This window comes from Amycolatopsis keratiniphila subsp. keratiniphila (genome assembly GCF_001620365.2).
GTDB classification, from domain to species: domain Bacteria; phylum Actinomycetota; class Actinomycetes; order Mycobacteriales; family Pseudonocardiaceae; genus Amycolatopsis; species Amycolatopsis keratiniphila.
The window spans coordinates 95,749-114,136 of the sequence record NZ_LQMT02000031.1; the positions used below are offsets into that span (position 1 = coordinate 95,749).

At 69.0% G+C, this 18,388-nt stretch carries 18 protein-coding genes; 8 read left to right on the top strand and 10 right to left on the bottom strand.

The genetic code is table 11. The annotated features are described in order from the left end of the window. Positions 1-20: 20 nt before the first annotated feature. From ectB to AVR91_RS29825, 4 genes are all read left to right on the top strand, one after another. Positions 21-1,271 (top strand): diaminobutyrate--2-oxoglutarate transaminase, encoded by a 1,251-nt coding sequence (ectB, locus tag AVR91_RS29810; protein ID WP_063273066.1) that lies wholly within the window; start codon positions 21-23, stop codon positions 1,269-1,271. Positions 1,272-1,304: 33 nt separating this feature from the next. Beyond that, entirely contained in the window at positions 1,305-1,694 is a 390-nt protein-coding gene (locus tag AVR91_RS29815; protein ID WP_007033454.1) for an ectoine synthase, read from the top strand. Positions 1,695-1,718: 24 nt separating this feature from the next. After that, positions 1,719-2,618: an ectoine hydroxylase gene (thpD, locus tag AVR91_RS29820; protein ID WP_063273067.1), complete on the top strand. Its 900-nt coding sequence runs from the start codon at positions 1,719-1,721 to the stop codon at positions 2,616-2,618. Between the two features lie 567 nt (positions 2,619-3,185). After that, complete coding sequence (locus AVR91_RS29825; RefSeq protein ID WP_063273068.1) at positions 3,186-5,975, top strand: AfsR/SARP family transcriptional regulator; 2,790 nt, start codon at positions 3,186-3,188, stop codon at positions 5,973-5,975. Between the two features lie 207 nt (positions 5,976-6,182). Here the strand turns inward: AVR91_RS29825 and AVR91_RS29830 are convergent, their stop codons facing one another. The 6 genes from AVR91_RS29830 to AVR91_RS29855 all read right to left on the bottom strand — a co-directional run bounded on the left by AVR91_RS29830 (position 6,183) and on the right by AVR91_RS29855 (position 10,576). Continuing rightward, on the bottom strand, positions 6,183-6,833 hold the full coding sequence (locus AVR91_RS29830) for a DUF4190 domain-containing protein (RefSeq protein WP_063273046.1): 651 nt from the start codon (positions 6,831-6,833) through the stop codon (positions 6,183-6,185). 146 nt (positions 6,834-6,979) lie between these two features. After that, positions 6,980-7,864: a hypothetical protein gene (locus tag AVR91_RS29835; RefSeq protein WP_063273047.1), complete on the bottom strand. Its 885-nt coding sequence runs from the start codon at positions 7,862-7,864 to the stop codon at positions 6,980-6,982. Continuing rightward, a complete protein-coding gene (locus tag AVR91_RS29840) occupies positions 7,861-8,337 on the bottom strand; it encodes a DUF6932 family protein (protein ID WP_063273048.1) in 477 nt (158 codons plus the stop codon). Before AVR91_RS29840 ends, AVR91_RS29835 begins: the two co-directional genes overlap by 4 nt. Positions 8,338-8,428: 91 nt before the next feature. Further along, positions 8,429-8,869 (bottom strand): hypothetical protein, encoded by a 441-nt coding sequence (locus AVR91_RS29845; RefSeq protein WP_063273049.1) that lies wholly within the window; start codon positions 8,867-8,869, stop codon positions 8,429-8,431. 7 nt (positions 8,870-8,876) lie between these two features. After that, positions 8,877-9,593 carry an OmpA family protein gene (locus AVR91_RS29850; RefSeq protein WP_228709388.1) on the bottom strand — a complete coding sequence of 239 codons (717 nt, stop codon included), beginning with the start codon at positions 9,591-9,593 and terminating at the stop codon, positions 8,877-8,879. 143 nt (positions 9,594-9,736) lie between these two features. Then, a complete protein-coding gene (locus tag AVR91_RS29855) occupies positions 9,737-10,576 on the bottom strand; it encodes an SGNH/GDSL hydrolase family protein (protein WP_063273051.1) in 840 nt (279 codons plus the stop codon). Between the two features lie 273 nt (positions 10,577-10,849). Here AVR91_RS29855 and AVR91_RS29860 point away from each other — a divergent pair, with 273 nt between their 5' ends. Continuing rightward, positions 10,850-11,533 carry a DUF3159 domain-containing protein gene (locus AVR91_RS29860; protein ID WP_016337637.1) on the top strand — a complete coding sequence of 228 codons (684 nt, stop codon included), beginning with the start codon at positions 10,850-10,852 and terminating at the stop codon, positions 11,531-11,533. Between the two features lie 108 nt (positions 11,534-11,641). On the opposite strand, the gene AVR91_RS29865 is transcribed toward AVR91_RS29860, so the two are convergent. Then, positions 11,642-12,589, bottom strand: a complete 948-nt coding sequence (locus AVR91_RS29865; protein WP_063273052.1) for an N-acetylglucosamine kinase — start codon at positions 12,587-12,589, stop codon at positions 11,642-11,644. Beyond that, positions 12,586-13,629: an SIS domain-containing protein gene (locus tag AVR91_RS29870; protein WP_037336305.1), complete on the bottom strand. Its 1,044-nt coding sequence runs from the start codon at positions 13,627-13,629 to the stop codon at positions 12,586-12,588. The genes AVR91_RS29865 and AVR91_RS29870 overlap by 4 nt, the downstream gene beginning before the upstream one ends. A 140-nt stretch (positions 13,630-13,769) precedes the next feature. On the opposite strand from AVR91_RS29870, the gene AVR91_RS29875 reads away from it, so the two are divergent. Next, on the top strand, positions 13,770-14,525 hold the full coding sequence (locus AVR91_RS29875; RefSeq protein WP_005160527.1) for a GntR family transcriptional regulator: 756 nt from the start codon (positions 13,770-13,772) through the stop codon (positions 14,523-14,525). A gap of 92 nt (positions 14,526-14,617) precedes the next feature. Further along, positions 14,618-16,123, top strand: a complete 1,506-nt coding sequence (locus AVR91_RS29880) for an MFS transporter (protein ID WP_063273053.1) — start codon at positions 14,618-14,620, stop codon at positions 16,121-16,123. 68 nt (positions 16,124-16,191) lie between these two features. Here the strand turns inward: AVR91_RS29880 and AVR91_RS29885 are convergent, their stop codons facing one another. Beyond that, positions 16,192-17,130, bottom strand: coding sequence for a threonine ammonia-lyase (locus AVR91_RS29885; protein WP_063273054.1), 939 nt, complete (start codon positions 17,128-17,130; stop codon positions 16,192-16,194). Between the two features lie 149 nt (positions 17,131-17,279). Here AVR91_RS29885 and AVR91_RS29890 point away from each other — a divergent pair, with 149 nt between their 5' ends. Next, entirely contained in the window at positions 17,280-17,993 is a 714-nt protein-coding gene (locus AVR91_RS29890) for a hypothetical protein (RefSeq protein WP_063273055.1), read from the top strand. 79 nt (positions 17,994-18,072) lie between these two features. On the opposite strand, the gene AVR91_RS29895 is transcribed toward AVR91_RS29890, so the two are convergent. Further along, positions 18,073-18,388, bottom strand: a 316-nt coding sequence (locus AVR91_RS29895; RefSeq protein ID WP_211282787.1) for a thiamine phosphate synthase, incomplete at its 5' end; no start/stop codon positions are given.

The following is an 18,388-nucleotide window of genomic DNA, read 5'->3' on the forward strand; positions in this document are numbered from 1 at the left end:
TCAGGGAGAAAGAAAACGTGATGAGCATTTTCGAGGAACTCGAATCCGAAGTACGCAGTTACAGCCGTGGCTGGCCCGTGGTGTTCGACCGGGCCCAGGGGAGCTACCTGTACGACGAAGACGGCAAGGCCTATCTCGACTTCTTCGCGGGGGCCGGCGCGCTCAACTACGGGCACAACAACCCGGCGCTGAAGCGGGCGCTGATCGACTACATCGCCCGTGACGGCGTGACGCACGCGCTCGACATGTTCACCGTGGCGAAACGGGACTTCCTCCAGACGTTCCAGGAGAAGATCCTCCAGCCGCGCGATCTCGACTACAAGGTCGTGTTCCCCGGCCCCGGTGGCGCGAACGCCGTCGAGGCCGCGCTGAAGCTCGCCCGCAAGGTGACCGGCAAGGAATCGGTCATCAACTTCACCAACGCTTTCCACGGGATGACGCTGGGCGCCCTCTCGGTGACCGGCAACTCGATGAAGCGCGGCGGCGCGGGTGTCCCGCTGGTGCACGCCACCCCGATGCCGTACGACAACTACTTCGACGGCTCCATCCCGGACTTCCTCTACTTCGAGAAGTTGCTCGAAGACTCCGGCAGCGGCCTGAACGAACCCGCCGCCGTGATCGTCGAAGGCGTGCAAGGCGAAGGCGGCATCAACGCCGCCCGCATCGAGTGGCTCAAGGCGCTGGACGACCTGTGCAAGAAGCACGGCATCCTGCTGATCCTCGACGACGTCCAGATGGGCTGCGGCCGCACCGGCCCGTTCTTCAGCTTCGAGGACGCGGGCATCAAACCCGACATCGTCTGCCTCTCGAAGTCCATCGGCGGTTACGGCATCCCGATGGCGCTGACGCTGATCCGCCCGGACCTCGACGTCTGGGAGCCGGGTGAGCACAACGGCACCTTCCGCGGCATCAGCCCGGCGTTCGTCACCGCGACCGAGGCGATCCGCGTCTACTGGAGCGACGACGAGCTGGAGAAGTCGACGAAGGCCAAGGGCGAGCGCATCGCCGCCGCCTTCCAGGGCATCGTCGAGGCGTACCCGGACGCGAACCTGTTCGCCAAGGGCCGCGGCCTCGCCCGGGGTATCGAGTTCGCCAACGGCGACCTCGCGGGCAAGGTCTGCGCCGCCGCGTTCGAGCGCGGTCTGCTGATGGAGACCTCCGGCCCCGACGGCGAGGTCATGAAGGTCCTGCCGCCGCTCACCCTGACGGACGACGAGCTCACGAAGGGTCTGTCGATCATCGACGAGGCCGTCGCCACTGTCCTGAACTGACCGCCCCAACCAGGAACGAGAAGGAGTTTTCCGTTGCTTGTCAGAACCCTCGACGAGGTCACCGACACCGACGCCGACATCAAGACCCCGAACTGGCGCAGCAAGCGCATCGTGCTGGCCAAGGAAGGCGTCGGCTTCTCGGTGCACGAGACCACGCTGTACGCCGGGACGGTCAACGACTTCTGGTACGCGAACCACATCGAAGCGGTGTTCATCACCTCCGGTGAAGGCGAGCTCGAAAACACCGCGACCGGCGAGGTCTTCCAGCTGAAGCCGGGCACGTTGTACCTGCTCAACGACCACGACAAGCACCAGGTCCGGCCCAAGACCGAGATCAAGTGCGTCTGCGTGTTCAACCCGCCCATCACCGGCCGTGAGGTACATGACGAAAACGGCGTGTACCCGCTCGTCACCGAACCCTAGAAATCGCTCGAGGAGGCGACTGCATTGACGCTGACCGACACCCGAGTCGACGACAGTTACCCGACCCGCATCACGGGTAAGCCCGAACACCTGCCCAGGACGCACCCCACCGTCTGGGGCACCGAGGCCGACGGTCCGTTGGACGCGGCCACGCTCGCCAACCACGAAACGCGTGGTTACACCGTCGTCGACCAGTTGCTGTCGCCGGGCGAGGTCCAGACCTACTGGCAGGAACTCGTCAGGATGTCGTCGGGGGACCACAGCGGCGACGAACGCGTGATCACCGAGGCCAAGACCGGTGAAGTCCGCTCGATCTTCGACGTCCACGAGACCAGCGAGCTGATCGCGGAACTCGTCCGCGACCCGCGCGTGCTCGACCGGGCCCGGCAGATCCTCGGCTCCGAGGTCTACATCCACCAGAGCCGCGTGAACTACATGCCCGGCTTCAAGGGCACCGGGTTCTACTGGCACTCGGACTTCGAGACCTGGCACGCCGAGGACGGCATGCCCGTGCCCCGCGCGGTCAGCTGCTCCATCGCGCTCACGGACAACTACCCGTTCAACGGCGGGCTGATGGTGATGCCGGGTTCGCAGCGGACCTTCGTGCAGTGCGCCGGGGAAACCCCGGAAGACAACTACAAGAGTTCGCTGAAAGAGCAGCGGGTCGGCGTCCCGAGCGAGGAGGACATCACCGCGCTCGCCGCCGAATACGGCATCGACCAGTTCACCGGGCAGGCCGGTTCCGCGCTCTGGTTCGACTCGAACGTGATGCACGGTTCGTCCAACAACATCACGCCGTACCCGAGGTCGAACATCTTCGTCGTGTTCAACAGCGTCGAGAACGCGTTGCAGGAGCCGTACGCCGCGATCGAACCGCGTCCCGCCTTCATCGCCGGCCGCGACTCGACCCCGCTGACGCGCTGACCCGATTTGCGAAACAGCAGGTCGCGAAGGCCATGACGGGGTGCTTGTAGCCGTCGGTGTGCGCCCTGTTACGTTGTCGCCACGTGAGCGGGCCAGTGGGCTCGCTCACGTAGGTGTTGTCGACGACCGAACGGGTTCTTCGCTCGGGGTGAGCCCACCCGGACGGACGTGGACGCCGATGTCCGATGTGGGTCGCGCCCCCAGGCGGCCCAAGTCGGACATCCCCCGGCTCCGTGCCATCAGATCGGGACTGATGGCACGGAGCCTTTTTTCGTTCCGTGAAGGCCTCCTTGCTTGCGTCTAGCGCAGTGAAGGGGGCCTTCATGTACTTCAGGCGAGCCCCGGCGCTGAGCACCTTTGTCCTGAAGGCCCCCTTTGAGACGTTCAACGTCCCAAAGGGGGCCTTCAGGACACGAGCGCCCCAGCAAGTCCACAGTGGACAGAAGAAATCTGGGGCATTTGTCCGTATCGAGCCTTCACGACCTGCCGCGTTCTGGTTGGCGGGCCCTTCGCGCGGTAGGTTGGCTACTCCGGTAAGGGGAGAGATCGGAGGGAGGGGGGCTTGTCATGGCCGAAAGCGGTTCCCCTGCCCGCTTCCAGCTCCTCGGTCCCGTGCGCCTCCTCGACGGCGACCGGCCGGTCCCCGTCGGCGGACCCGGCGTCCGCGGCCTGCTCGCGCTGCTGGCGCTGAAGGTCAACAAGGTCGTCGCGCTCGACGAGATCATCGACGCGCTCTGGGGTCACGATCCGCCCGCCACCGCCCGCACGATCGTCCACGGCAACGTTTCGCATCTGCGCCGCGTGCTCCGCGACATCCAGGGCGACCACCCGCGCGGCGCCCGGATCCTCACCGCGCCGCCCGGCTACCAGCTCACGGTCGAGCCCGACCGGATCGACGTCCACCGTGCCCGGTCCCTGTTGGAGCGGGCTTCGACGGAGGAGCCGGACAAGGCGTCCGAACTGCTCGCGGAGGCCCTCTCGCTCTGGCAGGGGCCCGCGCTGGCCGGCGTGCCGGGTTCGGTCCGCGCCCCCGAACTGGAGGATCTGCGGCTCGCCGTCCACGGTGCCAGGGTCGACGCGGATCTCGAACTCGGCAGGCACGCGGAACTGATCGTCGAGCTCAGCCCGCTGATTCGCGCGAACCCGCTCGCCGAGCGCACCGCCGGTCAGCTGATGCGCGCGCTGTATCACGCCGGGCGCCGCGGAGACGCGCTCGAGCTCTACCGCACGGTGTCCCGGGCGACGCTGCGCACCCTCGGCGTCGAACCCGGCGCGGACCTGCGCTGGCTGCACGAACGCGTCCTCAACGACGACCTGCCGGTCAAGGTCGTCGCGGAACCGAAGTCCGAGACGGCGCCCGTCCAGCAGCTGCCGCCCGCGGTGCCGAACCTCGCCGGGCGCGAGGCGGACCTGGCCTGGCTCGACGAGCTCGCCGAGCGGGCCGAAGCGGGCGAGACCGCGGTCGGCGTGGTCACCGGGACCGCCGGGATCGGCAAGAGCAGCCTGGTGGTGTGGTGGGCGCATCGGGCGGCCCGCCGCTTCCCCGACGGGATCCTTTTCGCCGCGCTGCGCGGTTTCGACCCGCAGCATCCGCCGTTGGAGCCCGCGGAGCTGCTCACCCAGTTCCTGCTCGGGCTCGGCGTCCCGGCCGAGGGCGTCCCGGAACAGGTCCACGAACGCGTCGCCCTCTACCGGTCGATGATCGCCGGCCGCCGGATGCTGGTGATCCTCGACAACGCCCGCTCCGCCGAGCAGGTCCGGCCGTTGCTGCCGCCCGGTTCGCGGTCGATGGCCTTGGTGACCAGCCGTTCCCGCCTCGACGGGCTCGCCGTGTCCAACGCCGCCAAACTCCGGGTGCTCGGCACGCTCGCGCCCGGTGACGCCGTCCGGTTGATCGAGGAACTCGCCGGGCCCGCCGGCTACGACCTCAACCACGCGCTCGCCCGGTTGTGCGGTTATCTCCCGCTGGCGCTGCGGATCGCGGGGGCCCGGCTCGCCGCCAGTGCGCAGTGGTCGGCGCAGGATCTGGTCGACGAGCTCGGCAACGAGCGCACCAGGCTGGCCGCGCTCGACGTCGAAGGGCCGGACGACGGGGTCCGCGCGGCGTTCGACGTCTCGTTCCGCGGCCTGCCGTCCGAGGTCGCGGACACCTTCCTGCGGCTCGGCGTCGTCCAGTGCGTTTCGGCCGGTTCGCATCTGACGGCCGCGATCGGCGGGATCACCGTCGCCGAGGCGCGGCGGCATCTGCGGGTGCTGGCCGCGCACAACCTGCTCGCCGAAACCGGCCGCGATTCCTTCGTCCCGCACGATCTGGTCCGGCTGTTCCTCCGCGAACTTGCCGAGAACGAACTCGACGAGGCCGACCGGGAGGCCGTGCTGTCGCGTTCGGTGCGGTTCTATCAGGCCGTCGGCGACCGGGCCCGGCGCAAGATGCTCCGGATCGTCGACCCCCTCGATTTCACCGACGTGCTGACCGACGCGCAGACGCCGCCGATCGGTTCCTTCGACGACGCGCAGGACTGGTTCACCTCGGAATGGGAGAACCTGCTCGAAGTCCTCGAAGCCGCCCGCGCCGCCGGACGGCACGACGACGTCTGGCGGCTGGCCAGGGTCGCGCACACCTATCGCGCGGTGTACCCGCTGCTGGACGAATGGACGAGGCTGGTCGGGATCGGGCTGGAGGCCGCCGAGCGATCCGGTGACGTCCTCGGCCGGTGCTGGATGCTGATCTCGCGGTGCGCCATCGCGCTCACCTTCGAACTGCCGCAGGGCTGCCTCGCCGACGCCGAACGCGCGCTGGAACTCGCGAGCGCGATCGGCGACAGCAGGCTGATGGTCTCGGCGAACATCCACCTCGGCTCCGCGCTGACCCTGCTCAGCCGGTACGACGAGGCGATCAGGACGTTGCGGCAGGCGGTCGAGGAGACCGAGCGCACCGGCGACCTCGAACTCCGCGGGCAGGCACTCAACAACTGCGCCGAGGCCGAAAAGCGGGCCGGGCGGTTCATCGAGGCGATCGGGCATCAGGTCGCCTCGCTGGAGATCGACCGGACCCTCGGCGACGACAGCTACGTCGTCGTCTCGCTGAACAATCTCGCCGAACTGAGCATGCGGATCGGCGAACTCGCCGCGGCCGAACGGTACGTCTGGGAGGCCGTGGACCTGACGATCAGCAGGCGGTTCGTCCTCCAGGAGGGTGTACTGCGGTTGACCTTGGGCCGGGTGCTGCGGGCCGGGTCGGATGTGGACGGTGCCCGCGAGCAGTTCGCGCTCGCGCTGAAGATCCTCGCGGACGCCAATCCGAAACTCGCGGCATTGGTCCGTGCGGAACTCACGGACCTCGGCGAAAGTCCGTGAGTGATCCTTAGCGGATTCTTAGTGGCCTCGCCGCACACGCGCGTAGGGTCCGGTTCAGCGTCGATCGAGCCCTAGGGGAGGGGCATGCGGTAGGGATCGGCGCTCGGGCGGGCCCTTCTCGGCCCGTCTGAAGAGCCGCCAGGAGCGGCTCGTGGCGGTCCGGCCGGTGGAGGTGGGGGCGATACCGGCCGGCCGCCAGGCGGGTGGTCAGCCGGTGCCGGCGGTGCACAGGGCGATGGTCTGCCCCTTGTTCTCCGCCACCTTCTGGCCGTTGACCAGGATCGTGCAGGCGATCTGGTTGCTGACCGACGAGTTCCGGGTGTCCGCGGTGACGGTGAGCAGGTAGTCGCCCGAGTTGAAGGACGCCGTGCCGCGCCATTCGTCGGTGCTGGCCGGGGTCGTCTCGGTCCGCTGGTCGTTGAGCGAGCCGAACCGGACGGTCGCGCCGCCCGAGGCGCTGACAACGAACTCGACGGTGTTCTTGTCCCCGGCGACGGCCGGGATGTGCAAGCCCGACTCGCCGGTGGCGAAGAAACTGGTGTAGACCAGTAACCCGCCCGCGGCCAGCAGCCCGGCGATGGAAAGCGCGAGCCCCGCGATCCCCATTCCCTTCTTGTCCGCTTCGCCCTTCTTGATTTTGGTCAAACCGATCACGGAAAGAATCAAACCGATCACGCCGAGCGGCCAGGCGGCGATCCCGGCGACCGGGACGAAGGCGACCCCGAGTGCCGCCAGTCCGACCAGGAAACCTGCGATGACCAGGCCGTTCTTGGGTTTGCGGTGCCGTGTTCCGTGCGCGGCGAACCCGGAGCCGTAGCGGGTGGCAGGCGGGTGCGGGAGAGGTGGATCGGTCGGCATACGTGCCCTTTCGGAGGCTTCCGTCCGAAGACGTTAACCCATCGTTCGGGGCAATGGCCGAAATTGTTACCTGCCGGAAAAAGTCATCATTCCACGATGATCAAGCGGTCATCGACATTTTCTGACGAGAATTGTCGGAAACCCGATCACTGATCGAACAGGTTCACTTCCGGGGTGATCTCCAGCAGTTCGTGCACCGGGCGGCCGCGGCGGCCGTCGATGGTCGTGGTGCGCACGACGCGCAGCCGCGCGGTCACCGGCCGGTCCAGGTTCTCCTTGATCTCGTCGAGCAGATCCGGCGCGACCGCGCCCTGGATCGTGCCGCCCGATTCGCGTTCGAGATAGAAGATCCGGCGCCGGGTCCGGACCCCGTCGAGCCTGCCGCTGACCGTTTCGTAGCCGACGGCCTCGCGCGACTCGCGCAGGCTCCCGGACAGGATCCGGGCCTGCTCGGTGGTCATGCTGCGGGTCAGTTCGTCGCCGGTCGTAGGGGTCAGCGCCATCCCGATCCCGGCGTGTTTGCTGACCGCGTTGACGATGTCGCTGACCGCGTTGCGGACGGTGTCGCGCTGCAGCAGCACCGCGTCCAGCGCGCCGTCGTCGGAGCCGTTGGCCGGCAGGAAGTCGCACAGTTCCTTGACCGCGCGTTCGGACAGCGACTCGATCCCGTCGTGGATCAGCGCGTCGTCGAGCGCCGGTTCGGGGAAGCCGAAGAAGATCGCGTTACCCGCTTGGCCGCGCTGGATCAGCGGGGCCTTCTCCCGGTCCGCGGGCTGCACGAAGGTCACCTCGCCCGACGGATTGCGGATGATGTGCCCGATCTTCGCCGTCGCGTCCTGCAACGCGCGGCTGATGTCGGAAAAGGTGTACGCGTCCAGATGCGATTCGCCGATCACGGACACCCGGAGCAGCGGCGAACGCGACGTCCGCTCGAACTTCGCGTACGCGGCCATCGCCGAAGCGCGGGCGAGGTCGTCGAGCCAGGTGCCGCCGGGGATCTCGTCGGCGATACGCCGGAATTCGTTCCTCACCAGATCACTTCCGGAATTCCCCTGCCACCCGATGCCCACACTTCTTCCCAGATCTCCTCGTCGCCGGGGCGGCAGAGGAAACCGTCGAGCATGCCGCCGACGGGCTGGACCTGGTCGAGATACATCGCGGGCTGGCCGACGATGACCCCGCGCAAGGTCAGCAGCCCGTACAGCGCCGAGCGGCCCGCGTCGTCCAGCCGTTTGAGCGCGCCCCATTCGTCCGGGAACAGCACCACGTCGAGCCCGCGCGGCGGATGCGGGGTCCTGGCGGTCAGATCGCCGCCGATCCACGCGCGGCCGGTCGGCATGATCCGCCGGGCGACACCCAGGTAGCTGTTCAGCGCGCTGAACAGGATTTCACGGTCGTTCTGGTGTGGCGCGTCGAAGACCAGCCGCTCGTAGACATCGGCCAGATCGGCGGGATGGCGGCCAGGAGGCAGCAGGTTGTGCGGCGTCCAATAGGGGAGCGCCAATCGGAGCCTCCTTCGTGTGCCGGAGCTCCCGATCGAAGAAACGTACCCGGCGTCCCGCTCACAGTGCGTAGCCGAATTTACCAGGCGAGTGTCAGCCGCCCTGCCCCGGCCGGTGCTCGGGCGCCTCCCTGGCGGGCGGCCAGTCCTCGTCGCTCGGCCAGACCGGTTCGGGCTCGTGCGCGCCCTCACCGTTGCGGGCGGCCGGTTCCCGCTGCTCCGGGTGGTAGGCCCGCACCGGTTCCGGGATCAGCTGACCCTCGCGGTGGCCTTCCGCCTCCTGGTCGTACGGCTCGTCGTCGTCCTGGATCCGCGCGGGCGGCAGGAACTGCGTCCGTTCGGTGGAGAGCAGCTCGGGCACGGGCTCGGGATCCGGCTCGCGCTCGACCGGGAACTCGCGCACCGGCTCGGGGGCCACCGGTTCCGCCGCGGGCCGCTCGCGTCGTTCGCCGCGCATCAGCAGCCAGGTGACACCGCAGCCGAGGGCGAACGAGATGAGCAGCCACAGCCAGATCTGCCCGAAGAGCCAGAGCATCAGGCCATCACCTCTGTTCCGCCGTGATGTCGACGCGGCGGCCCTCGCCGCTCGCGCCGTCGGAGTTCTTGCGCTGAGGGGAGTACGCCTGGTCGCGTTTGACCCCGTTGCGCTCCAGCAGCCGCTCCACCGTGAGCGCCCGGTTAAGCGCGAGCTTCCGGTCCGAACCGGTCGCGACCGACCCGGTGATCCGGAACTTCAGGTCGCGGGGCGCGTCCGTGAGCAGCTTGGCGATCTCCAGTGCGCCGCGTTCGCCGTCCGGGGTGAGGTCGGTGGTGTCCGGTTCGAAGGTGATCGGCGTGGCCGCGAGCAGGCGGTCGATCTCGGCCTGGAACCCGGCTTTGTCCGTCGGCTTGGCCGAGGTCGGCGTCGTGCTGGGCGGCGGGCTCGGCGGGGGTTGGCTCGACGGCTCGCCGCTGGTGGTCACCGGGCCGGCGGGCGGGGCGGTGTCACCGGAGATCTCGACCGTCCGGACCCCGTCGATCCGCTGGATGGCGTCGATCGCCTGCGCGGCCTTGTCGGGCGGGAAGCCGGTGAGGCTCGCGTCGCGGCCGGAGAAGCTCACCTGACCGCCGGAGACGCCGACGTCGGCGAGCGCGGCCTTCGCGCGCGCGGCCAGCTCGGCCTCGATGTCGTCCGAGGCCGACCAGACGGTGATCGCCGTCAAGGCGAGCGTGACCAGCAGCGCTGTAGGCAGCAAGCGGCTCCAGCGTGTACCGGGCATGAAGGGACTGTAAGCCGCGTCAGGCGTGGGTGCATCGGACGAACGGGACATGACCCGTTCGGGTGATGCCGCCTTAGAAGTACGTGAAGGCCCCCTTCACTGCGCTAGACGCAATGAAGGGGGCCTTCACGTACTTCCGCGGTTCAGCTCGCGTGGTGGTGGATCTCCCGCAGATCCTTGGCGGGGAGGGTGACGGTCCCCGACTCGATCTGCTCCAGCGGGAGCAGCGGTGCGAGCTCGGGGCGCTTCGGGGACAGGCCGTCGCCCATCGACTCACCCTTGAGCTGACGCCGGATCCACGGCAGCAGATGCGCCTTCGTCCATTCGAGGTCCGAACGACGCGACGTGATCCAGGTGCTCGGCTGCTCGGACGCCGGCCACGGCTCACGCCAGTCGTCGGCGACCGGGACGCCGAGGACCTCGGCCGCGCGCAGCGCGATCCGCCGGTGGGCCTCGGGGGTGAAGTGCAGCCGGTCGTCGCTCCAGGCACGGCGGTCGTGCAGCGGGGCCATCGCCCACATGTCGACCATCTTGGCGCCGTGCCGGTCGGCGATCGCCCACAGATGCGCGTTGTAGATGCCGACCTTCCCCCGCAGGACGTGCATCACGGACAGGTACTTCGTGTCCGGCCCGTTGAAGATGAGCACCGGGATCCCGGCCTCGCGCAGCTTGGCGACCCCCGCCTCCAGCCGCGCGGCGACGGCGTCCACGTCCGCGCCGGGCACGATGATGTCGTTGCCGCCCGCGCACAGGGTGACCAGGTCGGGCTTCACTTCGAGGGCGATGGGCAGCTGCTCTTCGAGGATCTCGTCGAGCATCTTCCCGCGGAGGGCCAGGTTCGCGTACTGGAAGTCGGGCCTGCCTTCGGCGAGGATCTCCGCCAGCCTGTCCGCCCAGCCCCGGAAGGTGCCGTCGGGCAAGTCGTCGTTGAGTCCTTCGGTGAAGCTGTCACCTATCGCCACGTAGCTGTCGAATCCGTACACGTTGGGTCCCCTTCCGTCCGTGTGCCCCCGGTTGGTACTTGTACACCACAACTAACAGCTGAGAGCGCCCCTGCAATCCCACCTGGCCGAAACCCGTGGTTCAGCCCGTTGACACAGTCTCTTATTTTGTCGGACGTCCATGCATCTCCATTACCGGGATGTACACTCCTGGGCTGCGGAGATTCCCCTCAAGCGGGCGTAAACCGGACACGGTATGTGGCGAACGTCTCCCCGCCCGGGTGTTCGGGCTCATAGATCCGGCAGGCTGTATGGGTGACCTCACGACCCCCGCGCGAGTCGCTCGCCCAGATCCTCGGCGGGCGGCGTGGCGCCATCGACGCGAGCATCCCGCCCGCGGCCTTCGTCCTGGGCTGGCTGATCGCCGGCCAGTCGATCGCCTGGGGCTCCGGTGCGGCCATCGGGGTGGCGGTGCTGCTCGGCGGGTACCGGGTCGCGCGGGGCGACAAGGCCCGCGCGGTCGTGGTGAGCCTCGCCGCGGTGATCGCCGCCGCGCTGATCGCCCTGCACACCGGCCGCGCCGAAGACTTCTTCCTCATCCAGCTGCTGTCCAATGTGGCCAGCGCGCTGCTGTGGGCGGCCAGCATCGTGGTGCGGTGGCCGCTGCTCGGCGTCGTGGTCGGGCTCGTCATCGGGCAGAAGACCCGCTGGCGCCGCGATCCCGCGTTGCTGCGCGCGTATTCGCGGGCGAGCTGGGTGTGGGTCTTCCTCCAGTACACCCTGCGGGTCGCCGTGTACGGCTCGCTGTGGTGGAGCGGGCAGGTGGTCGCGCTCGGCATCGCGCGGACGGTGCTGTCCTGGCCGCTGGTCGCGGTGACGGTCGCCGTGAGCGGCTGGGTGCTCTACCGCACGCTGCCGCCGGAACATCCCGGTCTTCGGGTGGTGGAGGAAAACGAAAATCCCTCGGATTCCGCGCCTGGTGGGCTGCCCAGGACATAAGGCGGCCCCCGGCGAGGGGGGAGGGTCCGGGGGCCGGGTCCTACGGTACCCGGAGTTCGGCCCCGGAGTCGATGGTTTGGTCTTTTCGGGCTTGTCCCGGGTGTTTTTTCAGGGTGACACCGGCCGCGGTGCCCCTTCGCCGTAGGCGTCGACGGCGGCGAGCCATGCGGCGCCGAGCACACCGTCGGTGCTGGTCAGGACATCGAGACCGGCGAGTTCGGCGCGGACCTTCGCTCCGACCGGGCCCTCCGGTGACAGCACGCCGCCCACCAGGACGACCGGTGTCCTCTCCCCGGGATCCCGCGCGGTCATGACGTTCGTCACCAGCAACGCGGCCGCGCGGGTGGTGATCTCGTCCGCCGCCGGGTCGCCTTCGCGGTAGGCCTCGCTGACGAACGGGGCGAATCTCGCGAGCCGGATCGGTGCTTCGGAATTGGCGCTCGTGATGAGCGCGCGCCACAGCGAGGCTCCGGCCGCGGGGTCCATTGCGGACGGTCCGAGCGCTTCGGTGAGCACGGCGCGCGCGAGCGGACCGGGTTCGCCACCGCGGCCCAGAACATCCAAAGTGGAGCGAACGGCTTCACGGCCGAGCCAGTACGCCGAACCTTCGTCGCCGAGCAACCAGCCGTAGCCGCCGACGGTGGAAACCATGCGCCTGCCGCGGATCCGGCCGGCGATCGACCCGGTGCCCGCGACGAGAACCGAACCGTCGGGCGAGGAGGTCGCCGACGCGTAGGCGACCTCCGGATCGGGAACCGTCCGCACCGGACCGATTCCCGCGTCCTTCCAAGCGGCTTCGAAGATCTCCGCGATGGACGGATCGCTCAGTTTGCTGACGCCCGCCATGCCGACGACGCACGCCGCCGTCGCGGCCGGGTCGAGTTCGCCCAGCGCGCCGGTGACCGCGCTCGCGATCCGCGACGCGGCCTCGTGCGGTGGATGGGAGTTGGGATTCGCCCCGCCCGCGCGCCCGGTGCCGAGGACGGCACCGGAGGCGTCGACGACGATCGCTCGCGTCGACGTGCCTCCGGCGTCCACTCCAACGACGTGACTCACCGGGTCTTGGTCACCTTGAGCAGCCCGCGGGGGCTGTCCGGGTCACCGCCGCGCGCCAGCGAAAGGCCGAGCGCGATCCGCTGGATGGGCAGGATCTCCAGGATCGGGGCGACCTCTTCGGCGGACGGCGCGACGCCGATCCGCAGCGCCGCCGGGACGTCGGCCGAAGCCGAACCGACCGCCAGCACGTCCGCGCCGCGTTTGCCGACGGCCTCGAGGACCTCCTGCATCGCGCCCACTCCGTGGCCCTGGCTCGTCACGGCCAGCACGGCGGTCTCGCCGTCGACCGCGGCGACCGGGCCGTGCAACAGGTCCGCGCCGCTGTACGCGCGGGCCGCGAGGTAGCTGGTTTCCGCCAGCTTCAAGGAACCTTCCAGTGCCGAGGCGTAGGAGTAGCCGCGGCCGGTGGTGAGCACCCGGTCGACGAAGCGGTAGCGGTCCACCGCGCGCTGCACGCCTTCGACGGAGCCGTCGAGGGTCTGCTGTGCGAGCTCGCCCAGCTTCTCCGCGTCCTCGCCCTTGCCGCCGCGGACCGCGTCGATCAGAAGGTAAAGCGAAAGCAAGGTGGCCGAGTAGGTCTTGGTGGCGGCCACGGCCTTTTCCAGCCCCGCGCCGATGTCGACGCCGAGTTCGGCGGCGGCGCGCAGCGGCGATTCGGGGGTGTTGGTGACCGAGACGGTCAGCGCTCCCTGGCGACGCGCGGTTTCGGTGACCTCGATGAGATCCGGAGAACCACCGCTTTGGCTTACTGTGATGAAGAGAACGTCCCGCAGATCGGGACGGGCGCCGTACAAAGTCGCGGTGGAGGGCGAGACGAGACCGCAGGGGAGACCGAGGAGTACTTCGATCAGGTACTTCGCATACAGGGCGGCGTGGTCGCTGGAGCCCCGGGCGGCGAGCAGTGCGAACCTGGGCGGGCGCTTGGAGATGGCTTCGGCCACCTCGGCGATTTCGGCCTGTCGCTCCACGATTCCTGCCAGAATGGCGGGTTGCTGGGAGATCTCCGCGGCCATGTGCTCGCCGGGGCGCTGTTCGGTCATCTCGTTCCCTTCCACCGGGACGTACTTCGTCCCCCGAGTAGGTCTAGACCAATGCTAGCCCGAATGGACGTTTGTGGAGAAGGGTACGTTTCCTAGCGGGGACGGTGCGCGTTCGAGTGGGAAGGCTTAGGGAGTCGGTCATGTTGGAGACAACCACCGCGAGTGAGGCGGGCGCTACGGCGGGGATGCGCGGACAGCGCGAACCCAAGTACTGGGCGCTGAAACAGCATCTGCTCGATCTGCTCGACGCGTTGCCCCCGGGCTCGCCGATTCCGACGGAACGGGCACTGGCGGGGGAATTCACCGTTTCGCGCACCACCGTCCGGCAGGCGCTCGCCGACCTCACCGCCGAGGGCAGGCTCCACCGCGTGCAGGGCAAGGGCACCTTCGCCGCCGAACCGAAACTCGCGCAGCGCCTGCAGTTGTCGTCCTACACCGAGGACATGCGCAAGCAGGGCCTCAAGCCTTCTTCCAAGCTCCTGGAGATCGACGAACTGCCCGTCGAAGCCGATCTGGCGAAACTGCTCGGAATCCGGGTGGGCGCGAAGATTCTTCGCCTTCGCCGTCTTCGGCTCGCCGATTCGCAGCCGATGGCGCTGGAGACCACGCATCTCCCGCTCGGCCGGTTCCGCGGTTTGCGCAAACACGTTTCCGCAGGTGGCTCCCTGTACGCCGTGTTGAGGGAGCACTACGGCGTCGAGCTCGAAAGGGCCGAGGAAACGATCGAGACCGCCCTCGCCGGACCGCACGAGGCGGAGATGCTCGGCGCCGACGTCGGAATGCCGATGTTGCTCCTTTCGAGGCATTCCTTCGCCACCGACGGAAAACCCGTCGAGTTCGCGAGGGCGATCTATCGGGGTGACCGTTACAAATTCGTCACCACGTTGCTTCCCTGACGAGTCAGGTAATTCCGGGAAGGATCGCTTTCCCGGAATCCGCGCCGATTTCCCGGTGGCCGGGGTACCGATCGTCGTGATTCAGTCATCCCATGACTGACACGGCGGCGGGAATCCGGTGGGGGACGCCGGTGGCGCGCGGCGTGCTCGCCACGACCATCGTCGGCTCGGGTATGGCGATGCTCGACGGGACGATCATCAACGTCGCGCTCCCGAGGATCGGCGACGAACTCGATGCGTCCGTCGCGGGCATTCAGTGGATCCTCGACGGCTACCTGCTCGCGCTCGCCGCGCTGATCCTCGTCGCCGGATCACTCGGCGACCGCTACGGCCGCCGTCGCATGTTCATCGTGGGTGTCGTCTGGTTCGGTGTCGCCTCCGGACTGTGCGCCGCCGCGACGACCACCGAGATGCTCGTCGCGACCCGGATCCTCCAAGGGATCGGGGGAGCTTTGCTCACACCGGGCTCCCTCGCGATCCTCCAAGCGTCCTTCGCCCACGACGACCGGGCCCGCGCGATCGGCGCCTGGTCCGGGCTCGGCGGTATCGCGGCGGCGATCGGCCCGCTGCTCGGCGGCGTCCTCGTACAGGTGTGGTCGTGGCGGCTGGCGTTCCTGATCAACCTGCCGCTGGCCGCCGTCTGCGTGCTGCTCGCCCGGCGCTACGTGCCGGAGTCCCGCGACGAGGAGGCGACCGGGCATCCCGACTTCCTCGCCGCCGCCGTCGGCGCGATCGGTCTCGCCGGACTCACCGGCGCGCTCGTGGAGGCGCCCGGACGCGGTATCGGTGACGTCGTCGTCCTGGTGGCGATCGTGCTCGGTGTCGCCGGGCTGGTGGCGTTCCTGGTGATCCAGCACCGCTCGGCCGATCCGCTGGTGCCGCCGAAACTGTTCCGCGACCGGACGTTCAGCCTCGCCAACGCGCTGACCTTCGTCGTCTACGCGGCGCTCGGCGGCGTGATGATGCTGATGGTCATGCAGCTTCAGGTGTCGCTGGGCTATTCGCCGACCGCGGCCGGGCTCGCCGGGCTGCCGATCACCGTCATCATGCTGTTGTTCTCCGGCCGGTCGGGCGCGCTCGCGCAGAAGATCGGGCCGCGGACTCAGCTGGTCGCCGGACCGATCCTGGTCGGCGTCGGCATGCTCCTCCTGATGCGTGTCGGGCCGGGATCTTCGTACCTGGGATCGGTGCTGCCCGCCGTCGTCGTGTTCGGCGCCGGGCTGGCGACGGTCGTCGCGCCGGTGACCGCGACGGTGCTGGCCGCCGCGCCGGACCGGTACGCCGGCGTCGCCTCCGGGGTCAACAACGCCATCGCCCGGTCCGGTGGCCTGCTCGCGATCGCCGTCCTGCCCGCCGTCGCCGGCCTGTCCGGCGCCGCGTACACCGATCCGGTCGCGCTGACCGCGGGCTGGCGGACCGCGTTGCTGGTGTGCGCGGCGCTGGCGATCGGGGGCGGGCTGATCGCGCTCGGCATCCACAACGGTGTCCTAGACACCCCCTCGGCCGAAGACACCGACGAGTCACCGCACCCCGGCGAATGCCTCCATTGCGGGGTCGACTCGCCCCCGACACACGTCCGTCCCGGGCATCACGCGTGATCAGACGGACGACACGCGTGATCAGACGGACATCACGTCGTGTCGTCCACCCAATCACGCGTGTCGTCCTAAGCGAGGAGGTCGGCGAGGGTCGCCGGGTCCAGGTTGCCGCCCGAAACGACCGAAACGACCTTGCCCGGCGGCAGCGCGTCGCGGTGCGAGAGGAACGCGGCGGTCGCGGTGGCGCCGCTCGGCTCGGCGACCAGCCGGGCGCGGTGCGCCAGCGTCCGGACGGCGTTCCGGATCTCCTCCTCCGAAACGGTGACGACGTCGTCGAGTACCGACTGGAGGTGGGCGAAGGTCAGGTCCGACGGCTGGGCGCGCAGGCCGTCGGCGCTGGTCCGCGCCCGCAGGTCCATCGGCCACTCGATCCGCCTGCCCGCGCGCAGGCCTTCGGCGGTGTCGGCCGCCAGCTCCGGCTCGACGCCGATGACCTTCGCGTCCGGCAGCAGCGCCTTGATCGCCGTGCCGACGCCCGAGGCCAGCCCGCCGCCACTGAGCGGGACGAGGACGACGCCGGCGTCCGGCAGGTCTTCCGCGATCTCCAGGCCGACGGTGCCCTGTCCGGCGATGACGTCTGGGTGGTCGAACGGCGGGATCATGGTGAGCCCCCGTTCCTCGGCGACGGCGAGCGCGGAGGACTCCTGGGCGTCGATCGGGACTTCGATGACCTCGGCGCCGAGCGCCTTGGTGGCTTCGACCTTGGCGCGCGGGGCGACATCCGGAATCAGGATCACCGCGGGAATCCCGAAACGCTTCGCCGAGTAGGCGACCGCTTGCGCGTGGTTGCCACTGGAAAACGCGACGACGCCGCGAGCGCGCCGATCTTCGGTCAGCGCGGCGATCGCGTTGTAGGCCCCTCGCACCTTGAAAGCGCCGATCGGCTGAAGGCTTTCCGGTTTGAGCCACAACGGCGCCCACCCTTGTGCCAGCAGAGGTGTGCGCACCGCGACGCCTTTGACACGGCTCGCCGCGTCACGGATTTCCTCGATCGATACCAGATCCATACATCCGATTATGTCAAGGAGTTGTAAGCCTTGGACAGTCCTTTTTGGACAGACGGCGTGGCGCTCCTCACGTGCGGACAACGAAGGGAGCATCCCGTGCGCCTTATTCGTTAGGACGGGTGAGGACCGACTAGCAGCAGAACGGGATCATGACCAAGGAGACCTCGGAGAAAACCGAAAAGACGGAAAAGCAGGGCCGGATCATCCAGGTGACGGCGGCGGCGATGGCCGCGATCACCGCGGCGCTGCTGGGTTCCACGCTCGGCGTGGCCGGAACGGTGGCGGGCGCCGGGCTGGCGAGTGTGATCACGACACTCGGCGGTGAGCTGTACCTGCGTTCGCTTCAGCGGACGAAGGACGCGGCGTTGAAGGCGCGAGTGGTGCTGACCGTGCCGGGACGGCGCCGGGTGCTCGACCCCGCCGAAGCGGAAACCGTCCGGTTGAAACCGTCCGAGGACGAAGAGGAACCCTCCGGCCGGAAGTTCAAGCCACGCTGGGCGGTGATCGCCGGGGTCAGCGTGGTGGCGTTCGCGGTGGCGCTCGTCGCGATCACCGGTTTCGAGGGCGCGACCGGGAAGACCTTCGGCGGCGGGACCGGGACGACCATAGGGAAGATCATCGGCGGCGGGCAGGCGCAGGATCGGCAGGACAAGCACGACACTCCGCCCGCGACGTCGCCTTCGGAAACGAAGGACGACCAGCCGGAGACGACGCCGACGAACACTCCGCCCCCTTCGACGACACCCACCACTACGCAGGCGCCCCCGACGACGCCGACAGCGCCGTCCACCGCGCCTTCGACCTCTCAGGCACCTTCGACGACGCCGTCCGCCCCGCCCGCCTCGAACACCCCCGTGCCCTGACCCCCCTCCCGCATTTCGTCCTCTGAACGCGGTAGTTCGCGATACCAACGACCGCATTCAGAGGACGAAATGCAGGGGGTCAGGAGAGGGCGGAGCGAAGCGTGCGAGCGGCCGCTTCGGGGTCTTCGGCCTCGGTGATCGCCCGGACGACGACGATCCGCGACGCGCCTGCGCCCAGCACCTCGGGCAGCCGCTCGGTATCGATCCCGCCGATCGCGAACCACGGCCGCGTGGTCCCGGACGCGGCCGTCGAGCGCACCAGATCGAGTCCCGGCGCGGACCGGCCCGGCTTCGTCGGGGTCGGCCAGCACGGCCCGGTGCAGAAGTAGTCGACGCCGGGCTCCCCGGCGGCCGCCGAGGCCTGTTCGGCCGAATGGGTGGACCGGCCGATCACC

Bases quoted from the DNA above. Each gene is read 5' to 3' on its own strand.
- ectB (WP_063273066.1), top strand. From the start codon at position 21: ATGAGCATTTTCGAGGAACTCGAATCCGAAGTACGCAGTTACAGCCGT.
- AVR91_RS29825 (WP_063273068.1), top strand. From the start codon at position 3,186: ATGGCCGAAAGCGGTTCCCCTGCCCGCTTCCAGCTCCTCGGTCCCGTG.
- AVR91_RS29830 (WP_063273046.1), bottom strand. From the start codon at position 6,833: ATGCCGACCGATCCACCTCTCCCGCACCCGCCTGCCACCCGCTACGGC.
- AVR91_RS29845 (WP_063273049.1), bottom strand. From the start codon at position 8,869: ATGCTCTGGCTCTTCGGGCAGATCTGGCTGTGGCTGCTCATCTCGTTC.
- AVR91_RS29850 (WP_228709388.1), bottom strand. From the start codon at position 9,593: ATGCCCGGTACACGCTGGAGCCGCTTGCTGCCTACAGCGCTGCTGGTC.
- AVR91_RS29870 (WP_037336305.1), bottom strand. From the start codon at position 13,629: ATGACCGAACAGCGCCCCGGCGAGCACATGGCCGCGGAGATCTCCCAG.
- AVR91_RS29875 (WP_005160527.1), top strand. From the start codon at position 13,770: ATGTTGGAGACAACCACCGCGAGTGAGGCGGGCGCTACGGCGGGGATG.
- AVR91_RS29880 (WP_063273053.1), top strand. From the start codon at position 14,618: ATGACTGACACGGCGGCGGGAATCCGGTGGGGGACGCCGGTGGCGCGC.
- AVR91_RS29885 (WP_063273054.1), bottom strand. From the start codon at position 17,130: ATGGATCTGGTATCGATCGAGGAAATCCGTGACGCGGCGAGCCGTGTC.
- AVR91_RS29890 (WP_063273055.1), top strand. From the start codon at position 17,280: ATGACCAAGGAGACCTCGGAGAAAACCGAAAAGACGGAAAAGCAGGGC.